Genomic DNA, 17,227 nt, shown 5'->3' on the forward strand with positions numbered 1-17,227 from the left:
CATGGATGTGTAGGAATGTTTGGTCTTTTAATCAACCCACGACCACACCAAGACGAAAGTCTTTTGGGGTACCTGCAGCGCCTGGCGAAAGCCAACGGATTACCCAGAAAGGAACTGCTCACCGCCTTTGCACGAGCCGACGAGACCGATGTTGCGGACTGGCTGCAGATGATGGAAGGACCACTGAGCTGGCCTGCGGTATCTGCTGAGTTTCGTGATCCAAGGCCCAAGGGGGTCAAGTTATGGACGACTCATCACGCTCGTTACTGTCCGATCTGTTTGGGCGAAGCCGGTTATTGGAGAGAAAGCTGGGGCTTGACCCTGGTTACGACGTGTTCTGTCCACGGCACTGAACTCCACGGGCGGTGCCCCAACTGTCTGAAGGAAACCGATCCAAGCGCAATGAGTGCGAATAGTTGCCAAGCGTGTGGCACCTCATTGAGTGGGACCAATTTTGAGATCGCGCCGGCGAGTGATACGGCCGCCTGGCTCACCTCTGGCTTTGAAGATAGGTTTTACGCCGACTCGTTGCCAGCTGACGCGGGATTGGCGGCCCTCACCTACGAACAGTTTCACGAGTTGTCATCGCGTCTCGCTGTCAGAAGTTTGCCTACGGAAAGAACCCAGCCGCTGAAGGTTGCTGATTCGGGTTCGCTAGAGATATCGCGGCTTATGGCAAACGCGGCGGGCGTGGTTCTCATGAACTGGCCTCTCGCATTCAGAGAACTGCTGAGTGGCCTCAAGGCAGTCCATTCCGATAACGAACATTGGACGCTCAGCAGATCGTTCGGCCCGATATACCACGACATCCACCGTGATCTGGATGACTCTTGTTTTGACTTTCTTCGTCGAGAGTTCGAATCATTTCTGCAGCATGCGTGGGAAGCACCGTTAGCGAAGCGAAATCGCAATTTGAGTGAGGAGACGATTGAGAGACATCGTTGGGTGTCGTTCGATTCTGCTGCTGAAGCTTGTGGTCTCGGGGTATCAGTCATAAAACGCCTTCATCAGGAGGGACAAATCGCCTATCGGGAGAAGGTCCATGAAGATCGAGTCTTTACGGTCGTGGACCTGGATCATTTGAAGGCAATCTCGCAGCATCTCCAGGGCGTGGCTGATATGAAAGAAACCTCGACTTTGCTAAGCCTCTGTCGCAATCGGGTTAGGCAGCTGCTAGCTGGTGGTACCCTCCAGTTCTTTGGTGGAGAACCGCGCCCAGGCGAAAGGTGGCTGATTGACTGCCGCTCGATCAACGAATTGATTGATGAGAAGCTGCCTACCAGCTCTGACCAGAGCCTGGTGTCGATCAACTACTTGGCCAAGCATTCTCTGCCCAAGGGGGGTGGGTTGGTCGAGTTGGTTCAGGCAATACGTGCAGGTGAACTTCGCGCTTACGGCCCAGCTGAGAATGGCTCGGTTGCGGTAGGGGCGTGGTTACTCAAGCCGCAAGATTTTGCAGCGTGGCAACAAGCCCGAGCTGAGAACAAGAGTCCGGTCTTTCCCGGCCTGTCGGTAGTCAAGGCTGCTGCGCTGTTAGGCGTCAAAGAACAATGCGCATACGCGTTCGTTCGACTGGGTCTGCTATGGAGCACTGCTGTCGAACGAGGCCGGCGTACGCAATTGATGGTTAAGCCTCAAGCCATCGACAGATTCAGGCGTGGCTATATCTTGGGACCGGAGATTGCGGTGTATTTGGGGAAGTCGACCAGGGAGGCGTTCAAGCACCTTTGGGAGGCCAGGTTTCGCCCCGTTGCGGGGCCATCCATTCCAAACGCGGCTTGCCGGCAGTACGTTTGGGTAAGAAGCAAAAAGCTGATCGATTACCTCGCAAGTGAAGCCGCCCAGATCGACGATCCTGAAGCCATCACGTTTTTATCCACACCGATCGCTCAGCCTCGTGATTGCCGATTCAGGCATGTGGGATCAAGATAGTTAGCACGCTTTCTTTCTTGATTGCTAAAATCATCGAACCCATTTTGGAGAATCTTATGTCCCGTCTCGCTGAATTCCGCCTGCTCGAACAACAGCTCGCAGCCCAACTGGCGGAGCTGGAAGCGCTGAAAAATGACTCTGCCCTGAAGCAGGAAATGGAATTTGAAACGAAGCTGCGCAGTTTGCTCAACGAGTATGGCTACGGCCTGCGCCAAGTGGTGCTGATCCTCGATCCGCAAGCGGTGGCTTCCACTGATATGGCCCCAAAAACCTCTCGGAAACCACGCGAAGTGAAGGTCTACAAGAATCCACACAGCGGAGAGGTTGTTGAGACCAAGGGTGGTAATCAGCGTACGCTTAAGGCCTGGAAAAACGAGTATGGCGCTGAGGTAGTCGAGTCTTGGCTCGCCAATTGATTGCACTGCAGGCGGCTTCTGGCACGAGATGAATCGTGGTGCGCCCCGAATGCAAATTCCCATTCTGGGGCGTGACGAAATTTTCTGCGGGTGGTGGATTTAGAGAATTAAAACTGTCGCTAGAGGGTCCCGTCTTTCGCGGCCTGCAGCCATTTGGAGAGGAAACGCAAAACTGTCGCAATCACCCAAAACGCCGGTTCAGACTGATTCGCTAGAGAATTAAAACTGTCGCAGCCTGAAACGACGCGGCTTTCACGTGTATTCAGAGCCATCATTATCGATAGCCTGCTTACAAACATGTAATTCCTGGATCACGTGGATGACAGCTCCCAGTCGGTAAGCTTCACTCATGTCTTCATGGAGTAACAGAAATGAACACCGCTAAAAGCATTGCCGCCCTCATGCTCGTAATCGCCTCCTCATCCGCTTTAGCTGAAGGAGGATCTGATCGCTTACACGGAAAGATGATTCAGGCAAATGAGCAAGCAATGCGTGCCTACGCCGCTGCCAATGGAAAAAAACCACCTGAAGTGATCCATTATCGCTACGGAATGAAACTGGATGTGGCGAGAGTTATCAGTATGACTTCGCTCAAAGGTAGCTGCGACGTGATGCCGACACAGATGAATTACGAGGACTCAACAGGTGAGTTGAAAATCCTCGAATATCGCTCTGCTGGAATTAACTGTAGAGGTCAAAACTGACCGAAGGGACAGGGTAAGTCTTGGAGTAAGCTGACCACGACCAGCGCTGCAGCTGGTCGGCTGGCCGGCAGAAGCCCTTCCCCCGGGGCATCTTGCATTACGTGTCAGGATAACTGGCAACTACTTGATCGTCCCCACTCTTGGTGAGGCCGATGACTTGATAGGCGTGTTTCATGCCATCAACCTCCATACCTGGTGAGCCAGCGGGCATGCCAGGTACCGCGACGCCTGCCAGGTCGTTGCGCTTTATGAGCTCCTGCACCTGGGCTGCGGGGACGTGACCTTCCACAAACTTGCCATCGATAACCGCGGTGTGACACGAAGCCAGCCTCGGAGCTACTCCTAGCTCTTGCTTCACCGCCCTCATGTCCGTTTCAACGTGGTCGACGACCTTGAAGCCGTTTGCCTCCAAGTGCGCTATCCATTTCTTACAGCAACCGCAATTAGCGTCCCGGTGCACATCGATAGTCAGGGGCTCCGCAGCAAAGGCGGCTGAGGCGATTAGAAGTGACGCTGCGGTACTTAAACCGAGGAAGCGGCGCTTACTTGTCATGAGTGTGCTCCTTCCCGTCTTTGTGCACATGGGTTTTGGGAGTAGAACCTGTGTGGTGGTCCGAGTGCGCCTCGCCGGACTCGTGTTCACCGTGGTGCTCCGCTACTGATGAAGACTCCGAATGCGAACTGCCATGATCATGACTTTCCTCAGCCACGCCGTTTGCTGCGGAATCATCATGATTTCCATGACCTGATTTCGCACCACCGTGTTGGCCTTCATGGTTATGCATATCGCTTTCGCCACCGCCATGTTGGTGACCACCACTGGAAGCGACCATCATCTGGTACTGCTCAGCATTGAGTTGCGGTAGCTGGTCCAGGAACGCGACGATTCCCCAGATGTACTGGTCGTCCATGCTCTTACCCCAGGCTGGCATGCCTGTCGCTTTGATACCGTGCTTGATGGTCCAAAACGCAGCAGCAGGGTCACCGCTTACACCTATCTCGGTGAGGTTTGGTGGGGATGGGTATAGGGCTTGGCTGAGTTCAGTTTTCTCCACCCCTGGCGCGAGGTGGCAACCGATACACATGGCGTTGTAGTTGCCTGCCCCTGCTTGGATGAGAGCAGGATCTTTAAGGTTTGGCACCTCAATGTCGCTTGCTCGGACTTCAATCGAGCGATCCCGCGCCATGGCCAAAAACGCATGCACAGCGGGGAAGTGTGGGTCGTCCGCACCAACGTTCACGAGACCGAAGTAAGCAGCACCTAGCACTGCTGCGCTAGTAACAGCACCTGCCGCCACCAGCGTTGTAATTGTTTTTTTCATGTTGAGTTCTCAAAACCACATCCGAATACCGGCCACAAAACGAGCTTCGTCCACGTCCCCGCCTTCATCCCGAATGAAATCGGCGGTTTTGCCGTAGGAACGGCTCCAGGTGACACCTATGTATGGCGCGAACTGGCGAACAATCTCGTACCGTAACCGCAGCCCGACTTCGGTGTTTGCCAGGCCAGAGCCGACGCCGCGTTCCGGGTCGTTCTTGCCATAAAAGTTGGCCTCAGCGGTTGGCTGAAGAATTAAACGATTGGTTAGCAAGATGTCGTACTCGCCCTCCAGACGGGCAGCGGTTTGACCGTTCTCGCCGATAAAGGCGGTGGCTTCAGCTTCGAAGTCATACAGGGCCAGGCCCTGAATACCGAACGCAGCCCAGGTCTGCGGATCCTCCGGTTTGAAATCCTGCCGGACGCCGGCGACAACATCCCACCACGGGCTTACCGAGCGGCCATAGAGGAGCTGCAGCTCAGCATCTTCAGTCACACCATTGGTTCGTTCACCTTCCGAGCGAATCCAGAGCCTATTGATATCGCCGCCCACCCAGCCGGATGCATCCCAAGCAAGCGTGCTACCTTCATCGGCATCTTGGTATTCCAGTTGGTCTAGCAAGAAAAAGCTGTTGAACCCGCTGTCATCCATTTTGTGCCCGTCAAGCGGGGGGAAGGCAGCCTGCCGGTCGGCATCAGTCAGCACCGGGATTGGCGTACGGCTGGTCGGGGTCGGCGAATCAGCGTTCCCGTTTCCCATCGTGGAATGACCCATCGCGCCATGATCCATGCCTTCCATGGACCCGTGATCCATGCCTTTCATGCTTCCATGGTCCATCTTGCTGTGGTCCATCGAGGCGGGTTTCGCTTTGGGCTGGCCATGGCCCATTTTGCTGTGATCAACGGGTGCAGGTTGCGTGGGTTGCTTGCTCGCGCCCATCTGGCTGTGGTCCATGCCCGGCATCGCAGCCTGTGATGAGGCGTGGTCCATCTGCATGGCACCGTGGCCCATTGCCGAGTGGTCCATTCCGGAATGATCCATTTCAGCGGCGAAGCTGGGCGAAACGCCCAGCACACCTAAAGAAACGGCGAATGCCAGCAGCGATGGTCGTGCAACGCTATTGGCCATTTTTCCCTGCCTTAGCTTTGTCGCTGCCATGCGATTCCATCATTTTGCTGTGATCCATTCCTTCCATGGAACCATGATCCATGCCCTCCATAGAGCCATGATCCATGCCTTTCATGGAGCCGTGATCCATGCCTTCATGGTTCATGCCCTGGGCTTGCTTGCTCTTCGAGCCGTTCGATTGCGCCGCGTTGGACGACTTTTGAGAGTGCTGATCATGGTTGTCACTGGACCAGGAAGACGGGGCGTACACCGCGAGCAGGCCAACCATCGCGGCAGAGAGGAAAAAGGCGCTTCGTTTCATTGGTTTGCTCATCTCGTATCTCCAGTTCATTCGTCCACGCGGACTTCTCGGAACATGCCCATCTCCATGTGGTACATGAGGTGACAGTGATAGGCCCAGCGCCCGAGTGCATCTGCGGTTACGCGATAGCTTCGTTTCGAGCCAGGCGGCATATCGATCGTGTGTTTTCGCACCATGAAATTGCCGTCCTCATCCTCCAGGTCACTCCACATGCCGTGCAGATGGATGGGGTGAGTCATCATGGTGTCGTTGACCAAGGTAATACGCAGGCGCTCGCCGTACTTGAGCCGCAGCGGCTCTGCGTCAGAAAACTTGATCCCATCGAAGGACCAAGCGAACTTTTCCATATGCCCGGTAAGGTGCAGTTCGATTGTCCGGCCAGGTTCCCGGCCGTCAGGGTCGATGAAGGTGCTACGCAAATCCGAATACGTGAGAACCCGACGCCCGTTATCGCGAAGCCCGATCCCCGGATCGCTCAGCTTTGGCGTAGGGGTCATGGTCTGCATATCGACCAGAGGGTTGTTTGTTTCGGAGGCGGGATGGTTCTGCATGGCACCGCTGGCGGCCATATTGCTTTGGTCCATACCGGTCATGTTGCCGTGGTCCATGCCAGCCATCTTGCTATGGTCCATACCGGCCATGCTGCCGTGGTCCATGCCAGCCATCTTGCTATGGTCCATACCGGCCATGCTGCCGTGGTCCATGCCAGCCATCTTGCTATGGTCCATACCGGCCATGCTGCCGTGGTCCATGCCAGCCATCTTGCTATGGTCCATACCGGCCATGCTGCCGTGGTCCATGCCAGCCATCTTGCTGTGGTCCATACCGGCCATGCTGCCGTGATCCATGCCACCCATGCTGCCGTGGTCCATCCCCATATCACTCATGGAGATGAGAGGCCTTGGATCTACAGCCGGCACCGGTGCCTGCAGGCCCTCACGGACAGCCAAGGTACCCCTTGAATAGCCGGTGCGATCCATGGATTGAGCAAAGATGGTGTAAGCCTGCTCGTTTTCAGGCTCGACAATGACATCGTAGGTTTCAGCAACGGCAATCCGGAATTCATCGATCGACACTGGCTTAACGTACTGACCGTCGGCTGCGACAACCGTCATTTTCAAGCCGGGGATCCGCACGTCGAAATAGGTCATCGCCGAGCCATTGATAAAGCGAAGCCGGATTTTCTCCCCTGGCTTGAAGATTCCCGTCCAGTTCCCATTTGGCGCCTGGCCGTTCATGAGGTAGGTGTAGGTGTGCCCGCTCACGTCAGCGAGATCGGTTGGGCTCATCTTCATCTCGGCCCACATCTTTCGATCGGCCACAGCAGCAGACCAACCTTTCTCGCTCACGTCGTCGACGAAGTCGCCAACGGTGCGCTTGTGGAAGTTGTAATAGTCCGACTGTTTTTTGAGCTTGGACATAACCCGCGCCGGGTCTTCGTCGGTCCAATCACTCAGCATGACGACATAGTCACGATCGTAGGTGAAAGGCTCTGGATCCTTGGCATCAATCACCAGCGCACCGTAAACACCGACCTGCTCCTGGAAGCCCGAATGGCTGTGGTACCAGTAGGTGCCGTTCTGGTGGACCTTGAACTTGTACTCGTACATGCCGTCGGGAGCGATGCCATGGAAGCTTAGACCCGGCACGCCGTCCATATTCGCCGGCAGGATGATGCCGTGCCAGTGGATGGACGTGTCCTGCTTCAAGCGGTTGCGAACCCGTAGCGTGACCGTGTCGCCTTCGCGCCAACGGAGTATTGGTCCTGGCAGCGAACCGTTGATGGCCATCGCCGTTCGAGCTGCCCCGGTAATGTTCACCGGGAGCTCCCCGATGTACAGGTCAAAATCGGTGCCGGTCAGTACGTTAGGCTGGCCAGGGCTGGTTACGGCCCAGACCGGCGCGCGCCACATGCCCAGCCCACCCAGTAGTCCGGTAGCAGCCAGGCCTTTGACGAATGAACGTCTCGTGGTTTTGCTTTGCATGCCGTTGCGTCCAATCAGGTAGATCGCTGATATCCAGACTGCGGGATCCGCAGCCATCTGGTTTCAATTGAGCTCCCCCAAGCCTCGTAGACTTTCGCCAAAGCACAAGGATTGCGGGAGGCAATACCCCGAAAGCTGACATAGTTCAGATTCCGGGGTGATTACATTTCTGTAAGCTAAGCTCAGCAGCTCTCGTGGCCGGGGTGCTTTTGGCTTTGGGCGGTAACAGGAGCCTCTGCTTTTTTCTCCTGAGCAACCTGGTAAGCCTGCATGGAAGATGCACGTGCAGCTTCCATCCTGGCGAAGGTGCGATCCGCGCCGCCTTCAGCCAGGGCGAGGCTCGCCATGCCGAAGGTGACTACCATCACAATCGCTTTGATCATGTTCATTTGCGTTTCCTCTAAGGGTCAGTTTCGCCTGATTGGCGCCGTTCACAGTGCTCAAGCTAGCTACCCGGCACTGTCAGCAAGCTGAGCCCGACATTACTTTTCCGTCAGCTTCTGGTTGGGTGCCTTTTTTGCTGCACACTGAAGGGCATCCAAGGGGGCGCAGCAGATGAAATTACTCGTAGCCGAAGATGAGCCAAAAATCGGGGCCTACCTGCAGCAAGGGCTGACGGAGGCAGGCTTTACCGTCGATCGTGTGGTCACAGGGACCGACGCGCTGCAATACGCTTTGAGCGAGGCGTATGACCTGCTGATTCTTGATGTAATGATGCCGGGGCTAGACGGCTGGGAGGTGCTGCGGATGGTACGTGCGGCAGGGAAAGAGGTCCCAGTCTTGTTTTTGACGGCCCGTGATGGCGTGGACGATCGCGTGAAAGGGTTAGAACTCGGGGCTGACGATTACCTGGTCAAACCCTTTGCATTCTCGGAACTGCTAGCGCGTGTGCGCACTTTGCTGCGAAGAGGCAGCAGTGGCTATGCTCAGACCACTATGAAGATGGCTGACCTGGAGGTAGACCTGCTTAAGCGCCGGGCCACCCGAAATGGCAAGCGGATCGACCTCACAGCCAAGGAGTTCTCCTTACTGGAACTACTCATGCGCCGACGCGGCGAGGTACTGCCGAAGTCCCTGATCGCATCGCAGGTGTGGGATATGAACTTCGACAGCGACACTAACGTGATCGAGGTTGCTGTTCGTAGGTTGCGGGCCAAGATTGATGACGATTTCGCCCCCAAGCTCATACATACAGTTCGTGGCATGGGCTATCTGATGGATGTTCCCGAGTAATGCGCGCCCAATCGTCGCTCGTTAAACGCCTTACCCTCATGTTCATGTTCGCGGTCATCGCCGTATTGGTCGTTGCCGGCGTGAGCTTCTACATGCTCAGTCAGCACCATTTCCAGATGCTGGATGAGCAAGCCCTGGCCGAGAAACTCGAATCCACCCGGCACATCCTTTCACTTTCAGCAGCACGTGATGAACTTGAGGATCAGGAGCCTCAACTGCGTGCTTTGTTGGGGGCTCATCAGGACCTTTCTGCGGAGATTCTTGATGCTGACGGTACTGTCCTGTTCTCGGACTCCAAGGCATCCCGCATCCCTGAGCGCTTTAAGCAGGCCTCTTCTGGCGCCGTTTGGGACTGGCAAATCGACTCGCGGAACTTCCGGGGGATTACCTCTCAACTGGCTATAGCGCAGGCGCAGGCGCCGGTAACAGTCATGTTGATGCTGGATGTCACCAGCCATGCCCACTTTTTCAAGACGCTGCAATGGTGGTTCGGCATTGGCTTGGTCATCAGCGCTCTGGTTAGTGCAGGATTGGGGTGGATCGTGGCCAAGAGCGGTCTTCGGCCGGTTGGGCAGATCACCAAGGTGGCGACATCCATGTCTGCCCGGTCCCTTCGCGAGCGAATTCCATTGGAGCCCGTGCCGCTTGAATTGCAGGAGCTGATCCTCTCCTTCAACGGAATGCTTGCACGCCTGGAAGACGCGTTCGTCCGGCTATCAAACTTCTCAGCCGACATCGCACATGAGCTGCGGACTCCGGTAAGTAATCTTCTGACGCATACCGAAGTCGTTCTGACCAAAAAACGCGACCTCGATGCCTACGAAGACAACCTCTACTCCAATCTTGAAGACCTCAAGCGCATGTCGCGCATGATCGATGACATGCTGTTCCTGGCAAAAGCTGATAACGGCTTGATCATCCCCGAGCAGGTTGATATCGATCTGGTCGGGCTAGTGTCCAGACTGATTGAGTACTACCAGCTTGCAGCCGAAGACCGAAGCATTCGGCTTGCCCTTCAAGGCGAAGGTACGATCCGTGGTGACCGGCTAATGATTGACCGGGCGGTTTCCAACATTCTATCCAACGCTTTGCGCTATACCCCCGAAGGCCACGATATCGCCGTCCGGATTGTCGAGGCGGCTGATCAAGTGAACCTGTCCGTCCAGAACAATGGGGCCACGATTGATCCGGAACATATCAACAAAATCTTCGACCGGTTCTATCGCGCTGACCCTGCAAGGCGGGAAGGAAGCCCAAGCAACGCCGGCTTGGGTCTGGCCATAACGCGTTCGATCATCGAGGCTCATGGTGGGCGAATTTGGTGTACCTCCGCTGACGGCGTGACGAGTTTTCACATCGCTCTGCCGCACGCCAAACAATCCACTTCCAAGCCTCAAACGGCTTAATGCTCATTTCATGCGTGTAACCTATACTCGGCCATCATGAACCGGCTCCTACGACTGTTCACCATCCTGCTTCTAATCGCATCGCTTCCTCTCAACGGCATGGCGGGAGTCGACTCAGCCATTGAACCATGCCCCATGCAAACCATGGGGATGGAGATGATGGCGGGGATGGATCACGATTGTTGCCAGGATACTGATCCAGGATCAGCTGCCGACCACTCCAAAGCCTGCAAAGTGGGCCAGGAGTGTAGAACCGCGAGCACAGTTCAGGTCGAAATAATTAACCCCACGCTCACCTATTCTGCGCCTAGGCCAGTAGATACCTATGCGGTGAGCCTCGTAAACAGGGCGCCTCCTGACCCTTGGCGGCCACCCCGCGCCTGATTACCTCTTAAATTCACCCCATCGTCCTGTTTTGCAGCCGGATGATGGCATGCGCTTGCGCGCTGATTTTTTGAGGAATCATTTCCATGACTCCCCCACGTTACCGATTAGGGATGGCATGTCTGGCCGCTCTGATCAGCCTGTTGTCGACGTTACCGGCTCAGGCTACACCGTTGTCTCTGGAGGAAGCGCTTCAACTTGCCGAACGCAATGCCCCCATCCTCCAGGCCAGGCAAGAGCAAATGACGGCCGCTCGACACGCTGTGATCCCAGCAGGCGAGCTGCCTGATCCACGTCTCAACCTAGGAGTGCAGAACCTTCCTGTTGACGGCAGTGATCGTTGGAGCATGAACCGCGATTTCATGACGATGCAGGTTGTCGGCCTCTCCCAGGAAGTACCAAACCGGGACAAGCGGGAGGCACGAGTTGAGACGGCACGAGCGAGCGTTGAGCGAGCCGATGCAGAGGCGGTGTTCGAGCGCTTAAAAGTGCGTGCTGCCACAGCCCAAGCTTGGGTCGCGGCGTACACCGTTCAACGGAAACTGCAGCAGTTTGAGGACTTCTACAAAGAAAACCGTCTGTTGGCCGCAGCAATCCGCGCACGCCTGGCCGGCGGTACCGGCGCGACGGCCGACGCACTTGCTCCTGACCAGGAAGCTGCGCAACTCGATGAGCAAAAAGATGTTCTGCTCACACAGGCCGCTCAGGCACGGGCTGCACTCAAGCGATGGATTGGAGAGGATGCTGATCCGCAAGCTCAAGCATTTCCGCGCTGGCCAGTGAGCGCGCCGGACTATCTACACGCTATACATGCACATCCAGAATTGGCGACCTACAACGCCCTTACGCGGGAAGCACAAGCTCAAGTGCACCAAGCCTTGGCAGAAAAGAAGTCGGACTGGGGGTGGCAGGTGGATTACCAGCGGCGCGGGCCTGAATTCAGCAATATGGTGAGCCTGCAGGTAAGTTTCCAACTGCCCTTGTTCGCTGGCTCACGGCAGGACCCGATGATCGCGGCACGTCGCGCACAAGTCCGGCAACTGGAGGACGAACAGGAAGCGGCATTGCGTGAGCATAAAGCGCAGCTGGAGACAGATCTTGCGGATTACCAGCGATTGCAGCGAGCAGTGCAGCGCAGCCGTGAAACATTGTTACCGCTAGCGGAGGATCGAGTCCGCCTCGCCCTTGCTGACTATCGAGCCGGTAAATCACCCTTAAGTGAGGTTCTCACCGCTCGACGTCAGCGGGTTGAAACACGACTGCAAGACATCGATCTGCAAGGACAGTTGGCCGCGACAGCTGCACGGCTGCACTTCGCGTATGGAGAGGTGCGCGCATGAGAAATTCAACTATCAGCCTTGTGGTATTGGCCGCGTTGGCTATCGGCGGTGGCGTTGGCTATCAGCTAGCAAAGCGTGGGCAGGTGTCCACTGCCTCCCCTGAAACGCTACAGAAGGTGCTGTATTGGTATGACCCGATGTACCCCCAGCAGCACTTTCCAGCACCGGGCAAGTCGCCCTTCATGGACATGCCACTGGTGCCGAAGTACCAGGAAAGCACCGCTGCTGAGGTGAGCCCCGCAGTTCAAGTTTCACAGGGGCTCCAACAAAACCTGGGGGTCCGTCTGGCTACCGTAGCGAAAGGGCAGCTTGCTCGAACCCTCCAGGTGAGCGGCGTGCTTACCTTCGATGAGCGGGATTTTAGCGTTCTGCAGGCTCGTACCGGTGGCTACGTCGAACGCACCTATGGCCGCGCTACAGGCGACGTGGTTGCCAAGGGCGCCCCATTGGCAGATGTGTTGACGCCTGAATGGGCGGGCTTGCAGGAAGAGTACCTGGCGCTTCAGCGATCTGGGGACAATGAATTGCGCGCTGCAGCTCGGCAACGACTACTGCTGGCGGGTATGCCTGCCGATCTTATCAACCGGATTGACCGTACGGGAAGGGTCCAGAATTCGGTAACGCTCTTGGCCCCAACAGCAGGCGTCCTTCAGGCTCTGGAATTGCGGCCAGGCATGACAATGACACCGGGTGCAACGTTGGCGAAGATCAATGGTATCGCGAACGTCTGGCTTGAGGCCGCAGTACCTGAAGCGCAAGCCCAAGGCCTACAGGAAGGACAGGCAGTGCAGGCGAATCTGGCAGCGTTCCCAGGCGAACCTGTTCCCGGCAAGCTGACCGCATTGCTGGCTGATGCGGATCTGCAAAGCCGCACCTTGCGGCTTCGTATAGAACTGCCCAACCCCGGCGGCCGGTTGCGCCCAGGCATGACCGCGCAGGTTTCCCTCCATCCGTCCGGGCAACAGGATGACAGCCTACTGGTGCCAGCCGAGGCGATCATTCGGACGGGGAAACGCGATCTCGTAATGGTGTCAGAAGACGGAGGTCGATTCCGGCCGGTGGAAGTAGTGCTCGGCCAGGAAAGTGCTGGCCAGGTGGTCGTGCTGCGAGGCCTTCAGGCGGGCCAGCGCGTTGTGGCGTCCGGGCAGTTTCTGCTGGACTCCGAAGCGAGCTTGAAAGGTATCGAGGCCGTTACTGCTGGCGATGCTCCACTTGCGCAACCTGTACAGCCGGCTCTACATCAGGCCAATGGGCGCATCGTTCAAATAGAAGGTAATCAGCTGACCATCGCTCATGGACCGTTCGTGACGCTGGGCATGCCTGGTATGACGATGACTTTCCCTGTGGCAGATCCCCGCTTGATTGCCGGACTCAAGGTTGGCGAACGCATCCGGTTTGGAGTGCGCGAGCGCGATGAAGGCATGGTCATCGAGCAAATAACCCAGCAGGAGAACCAGCCATGATCGCGAACCTGATTCGTTGGTCGGTTGGCAACCGCGTCCTGGTCCTGCTGGCAACACTGTTTGCCGTAGCTTGGGGCGTTTTCTCTCTGCGAAGTTTGCCGATCGACGCGTTGCCTGACCTGTCAGATGTGCAGGTGATTATCCGCACCTCCTACCCAGGGCAGGCACCGCAGATCGTGGAAAATCAGGTGACATATCCCCTGACCACCACAATGCTTTCCGTACCCGGAGCCAAGACAGTGCGGGGCTTTTCAGCATTTGGAGACAGCTTCGTATATGTGTTGTTTGAGGACGGCACAGATCTCTATTGGGCGCGGTCCAGGGTGCTCGAATACCTAAGCCAGGTTCAGTCTCGATTACCGGCGTCCGCTAAGCCAGTGCTCGGACCCGATGCCACTGGTGTAGGCTGGATCTACCAGTATGCGCTGGTGGACCGCAGTGGTACCCATGACCTGGCACAGCTGCGCAGCCTTCAGGACTGGTTCCTGCGCTTCGAGTTGAAAACTCTTCCGGACGTTGCCGAAGTGGCGACGATAGGCGGGATGGTCAAGCAGTACCAGGTAGTGCTCGATCCGCTGCGCATGGCCAGCTTGGGAATCACTCAAGTTGAGGTTTCGGACGCCATCGCCAAGGCCAATCAGGAAACCGGTGGCGGCGTGCTCGAACAAGGCGAAGCTGAGTTCATGGTAAGGGCTTCCGGCTATCTGAAGTCACTCGATGATTTCCGAGCCATTCCCCTGCGCCTGGCTGCGAAGGGTATACCCGTAACACTGGGCGATGTAGCCACTGTACAGCTGGGCCCTGAGGCACGTCGCGGCATCGGCGAGCTTGATGGACAGGGCGAAGCGGTGGGCGGCGTAGTAATTCTGCGCAGTGGCAAGAATGCGAAAGATGCCATCGCTCACGTCAAATCCAAGCTTGAATCGCTGGAAAAAAGCCTGCCTGCCGGGGTCGAGCTGGTCACTACCTACGACCGTAGCCAGTTGATCGATCGTGCTGTGGAAAATCTGAGCCAGAAGCTGATTGAAGAGTTCATCGTGGTCGCACTGGTGTGCGCTGCATTTCTTTGGCATCTGCGCTCATCGTTGGTCGCCATCGTCTCGCTTCCGGTTGGTGTCCTCATTGCCCTGATCGTCATGCGCCACCAGGGCATCAACGCCAACATCATGTCGCTTGGGGGCATAGCCATTGCAATCGGTGCGATGGTGGACGCCGCTGTGGTGATGATTGAGAACGCGCACAAACGGGTTGAGGCTTGGCATACGTGGCACCCTGGAAAGTCGTTGCGTGGCGAAGATCATTGGAAAGTGATGACTGAGGCAGCAGTCGAGGTCGGGCCTGCGCTGTTCTTCAGCCTCATGATCATTACGCTGTCCTTCATACCGGTATTCACCTTGCAGGCTCAGGAGGGAAGGCTGTTTGCGCCCCTCGCATTCACCAAGACTTATGCAATGGCAGCAGCAGCGGGCCTTTCGGTTACCCTGGTACCCGTGCTGATGGGGTACTGGATTCGGGGTCGTTTACCGGCAGAAGAGCGCAACCCACTCAATCGAACCCTGATACGGCTCTATCGCCCAGCATTGGAGATCGTTCTACGCCGGCCAAAGCTCACGTTGGCGGGTGCACTGTTGATTTTGCTCAGCAGTGTCTGGCCCCTGAGCCAGCTCGGCGGCGAATTCTTGCCGCCACTGGATGAAGGCGATTTGCTGTACATGCCGACTGCCCTGCCAGGTCTTTCGGCGCAGAAAGCCTCTGAGCTTTTGCAACGTACGGACCGGCTGATCCGAACGGTACCGGAGGTCGCCAGTGTCTTCGGTAAAGCGGGCCGGGCTGAATCAGCGACCGACCCGGCCCCGCTGGAGATGTTCGAGACGACTGTCCGACTTAAACCGAAGGATCAGTGGCGAGCAGGGATGACCACTGAGAAGCTGATCGAAGAGCTGGACCGTACCGTGCAGGTACCTGGGCTAACCAATATCTGGATCCCACCGATTCGAAACCGTATCGACATGCTCGCAACCGGTATCAAAAGCCCGATCGGCGTAAAGGTTGCCGGCAGCAATTTGAATGAGATCGACCGGGTGACTCTGGCTATCGAGAAGGTGGCCAAAACGGTTCCAGGGGTGACTTCCGCCCTCGCCGAGCGATTAACCGGTGGACGCTACATCGATCTGGATATCGACCGCCAATTCGCAGCGCGTTACGGCCTGAACATTGCTGATGTCCAAGCGATTGTTGCCGGCGCCGTTGGGGGCGAAAACATCGGCGAAACCGTAGAAGGCCTGGCGCGATATCCCATCAGTGTTCGGTACCCACGGGAGTGGCGTGACTCTGTTGATGCCCTGCGGCAGCTACCGATTTACACCAGCCAAGGGGGGCGAATCACACTGGGAACCGTGGCACGGGTGCGTATTGCGGACGGTCCACCCATGCTCAAGAGTGAAAACGCGCGCCCCTCGGGCTGGGTGTATATCGACGTGCGGAGACGGGACCTGTCCTCCGTCGTTGCCGACCTGCGCCGGCTAGTCGATCAGCAGGTGAAGCTCGATCCTGGCATAAGCTTGAGCTATTCCGGGCAGTTCGAATACCTGGAGCGCGCCAATGCGCGCTTAGCATGGGTAGTACCGGCGACGCTGGCCATTATTTTCGTCCTTCTCTACCTCACGTTTGGCCGCCTCGGTGAAGCGCTGCTGATCATGGCTACCTTGCCATTTGCGCTAACCGGCGGCGTATGGCTGCTGTACATGATGGGCTACAACCTGTCGGTGGCCACGGGTGTCGGTTTTATCGCCTTGGCTGGGGTCGCAGCAGAGTTTGGAGTCATCATGCTGATCTACCTCAACAATGCCTGGACTGAACGAAACGGCAACGGTACGCAGGGGCAACCTGCGCTTCTGGATGCTATCCGCGAAGGGGCCGTGCAGCGCATCCGCCCCAAAGCCATGACCGTAGCAGTGATCGTCGCAGGCTTGATGCCAATCCTCTGGAGTAGCGGTACCGGCAGCGAAGTCATGAGCCGGATCGCTGTACCCATGGTCGGCGGCATGCTCACCGCGCCTTTGCTCTCACTATTTGTAATCCCTGCGGCTTACTGGCTCGTCAGGCGCCGCGGACTCGCTGTACACGATAACCCCCAAACAGGAGTAACCCGATGAAGAAGCTACTGATCAGCGCTGGCCTGGTGTTCGCCGTTGCGGCGGCGGTGCAGGCCCAAGACATGTATGGCACGGATATGAAGAATATGCCCATGGAAGGCAACGAGACCCAAGGCAGCCAGGCGGCTCCGACTGCATCGGCTGAGGGAACCATCAAAGCTTTGGAACCAGGTAAAGTTACCTTGGCGCATGGACCAGTATCAGCCCTGAAATGGCCGGCAATGACCATGGGCTTCAGCGCTACCGAGCAGCAACTCAAGGGACTCAAGGTAGGCGACAAGGTCAGCTTCGATTTCCGAATGAATGGGGGCACAGCGACGATCGTAGGCATTCGCAAGCAGTGACGGATTGACTTCTAACCCTGCCTATTAGAGCTGATAGGCAGGGTCATTTAGCCAAACTTTGGAAAAAGTGCTGCCGCAATTCCTGACCGCGCCGCCTTCAGCTCTGTGCCTCGGGAC

15 protein-coding genes are annotated in these 17,227 nt (G+C 56.8%); 9 read left to right on the forward strand and 6 right to left on the reverse strand.

The genetic code is table 11. The annotated features are described in order from the left end of the window. The first annotated feature begins 15 nt into the window (after positions 1 to 15). The 3 genes from IE038_RS08725 to IE038_RS08735 all read left to right on the forward strand — a co-directional run bounded on the left by IE038_RS08725 (position 16) and on the right by IE038_RS08735 (position 3,052). Complete coding sequence (locus tag IE038_RS08725) at positions 16 to 1,932, forward strand: TniQ family protein (protein ID WP_010951430.1); 1,917 nt, start codon at positions 16 to 18, stop codon at positions 1,930 to 1,932. Positions 1,933 to 1,988: 56 nt separating this feature from the next. Next, the gene (locus tag IE038_RS08730; RefSeq protein ID WP_010951431.1) at positions 1,989 to 2,348 is read left to right on the forward strand and encodes a histone-like nucleoid-structuring protein, MvaT/MvaU family; all 360 of its coding nucleotides are present in this window, start codon (positions 1,989 to 1,991) and stop codon (positions 2,346 to 2,348) included. A 371-nt stretch (positions 2,349 to 2,719) separates the two neighbouring features. Beyond that, a complete protein-coding gene (locus tag IE038_RS08735; protein ID WP_011953079.1) occupies positions 2,720 to 3,052 on the forward strand; it encodes a DUF2790 domain-containing protein in 333 nt (110 codons plus the stop codon). A gap of 97 nt (positions 3,053 to 3,149) precedes the next feature. On the opposite strand, the gene IE038_RS08740 is transcribed toward IE038_RS08735, so the two are convergent. From IE038_RS08740 to IE038_RS08765, 6 genes are all read right to left on the reverse strand, one after another. After that, on the reverse strand, positions 3,150 to 3,605 hold the full coding sequence (locus IE038_RS08740) for a DUF411 domain-containing protein (RefSeq protein WP_011953080.1): 456 nt from the start codon (positions 3,603 to 3,605) through the stop codon (positions 3,150 to 3,152). Next, positions 3,595 to 4,374, reverse strand: a complete 780-nt coding sequence (locus tag IE038_RS08745; RefSeq protein WP_011953081.1) for a c-type cytochrome — start codon at positions 4,372 to 4,374, stop codon at positions 3,595 to 3,597. Before IE038_RS08745 ends, IE038_RS08740 begins: the two co-directional genes overlap by 11 nt. A 9-nt stretch (positions 4,375 to 4,383) precedes the next feature. Further along, positions 4,384 to 5,499: a copper resistance protein B gene (locus IE038_RS08750; protein WP_011953082.1), complete on the reverse strand. Its 1,116-nt coding sequence runs from the start codon at positions 5,497 to 5,499 to the stop codon at positions 4,384 to 4,386. Then, positions 5,489 to 5,812, reverse strand: coding sequence for a hypothetical protein (locus IE038_RS08755; RefSeq protein WP_012269845.1), 324 nt, complete (start codon positions 5,810 to 5,812; stop codon positions 5,489 to 5,491). Before IE038_RS08755 ends, IE038_RS08750 begins: the two co-directional genes overlap by 11 nt. A 14-nt stretch (positions 5,813 to 5,826) precedes the next feature. Then, positions 5,827 to 7,785 (reverse strand): copper resistance system multicopper oxidase, encoded by a 1,959-nt coding sequence (locus tag IE038_RS08760; RefSeq protein WP_012269846.1) that lies wholly within the window; start codon positions 7,783 to 7,785, stop codon positions 5,827 to 5,829. Positions 7,786 to 7,967: 182 nt separating this feature from the next. Beyond that, positions 7,968 to 8,174, reverse strand: a complete 207-nt coding sequence (locus tag IE038_RS08765) for a co-regulatory protein PtrA N-terminal domain-containing protein (RefSeq protein ID WP_011953085.1) — start codon at positions 8,172 to 8,174, stop codon at positions 7,968 to 7,970. Positions 8,175 to 8,340: 166 nt separating this feature from the next. Here IE038_RS08765 and IE038_RS08770 point away from each other — a divergent pair, with 166 nt between their 5' ends. From IE038_RS08770 to IE038_RS08795, 6 genes are all read left to right on the forward strand, one after another. Then, complete coding sequence (locus tag IE038_RS08770; protein WP_011953086.1) at positions 8,341 to 9,018, forward strand: heavy metal response regulator transcription factor; 678 nt, start codon at positions 8,341 to 8,343, stop codon at positions 9,016 to 9,018. Then, a complete protein-coding gene (locus tag IE038_RS08775) occupies positions 9,018 to 10,424 on the forward strand; it encodes a heavy metal sensor histidine kinase (RefSeq protein ID WP_011953087.1) in 1,407 nt (468 codons plus the stop codon). Before IE038_RS08770 ends, IE038_RS08775 begins: the two co-directional genes overlap by 1 nt. A 470-nt stretch (positions 10,425 to 10,894) precedes the next feature. Beyond that, on the forward strand, positions 10,895 to 12,148 hold the full coding sequence (locus tag IE038_RS08780; RefSeq protein ID WP_011953089.1) for a TolC family protein: 1,254 nt from the start codon (positions 10,895 to 10,897) through the stop codon (positions 12,146 to 12,148). Further along, on the forward strand, positions 12,145 to 13,611 hold the full coding sequence (locus IE038_RS08785; RefSeq protein WP_011953090.1) for an efflux RND transporter periplasmic adaptor subunit: 1,467 nt from the start codon (positions 12,145 to 12,147) through the stop codon (positions 13,609 to 13,611). Before IE038_RS08780 ends, IE038_RS08785 begins: the two co-directional genes overlap by 4 nt. After that, positions 13,608 to 16,766 carry an efflux RND transporter permease subunit gene (locus IE038_RS08790; RefSeq protein ID WP_011953091.1) on the forward strand — a complete coding sequence of 1,053 codons (3,159 nt, stop codon included), beginning with the start codon at positions 13,608 to 13,610 and terminating at the stop codon, positions 16,764 to 16,766. The genes IE038_RS08785 and IE038_RS08790 overlap by 4 nt, the downstream gene beginning before the upstream one ends. Then, positions 16,763 to 17,110 (forward strand): copper-binding protein, encoded by a 348-nt coding sequence (locus tag IE038_RS08795; RefSeq protein ID WP_011953092.1) that lies wholly within the window; start codon positions 16,763 to 16,765, stop codon positions 17,108 to 17,110. The genes IE038_RS08790 and IE038_RS08795 overlap by 4 nt, the downstream gene beginning before the upstream one ends. Positions 17,111 to 17,227: the final 117 nt, after the last annotated feature.

The sequence above is a fragment of the Pseudomonas laurentiana genome (assembly GCF_014648275.1).
In the GTDB taxonomy this organism is placed as follows: domain Bacteria; phylum Pseudomonadota; class Gammaproteobacteria; order Pseudomonadales; family Pseudomonadaceae; genus Aquipseudomonas; species Aquipseudomonas laurentiana.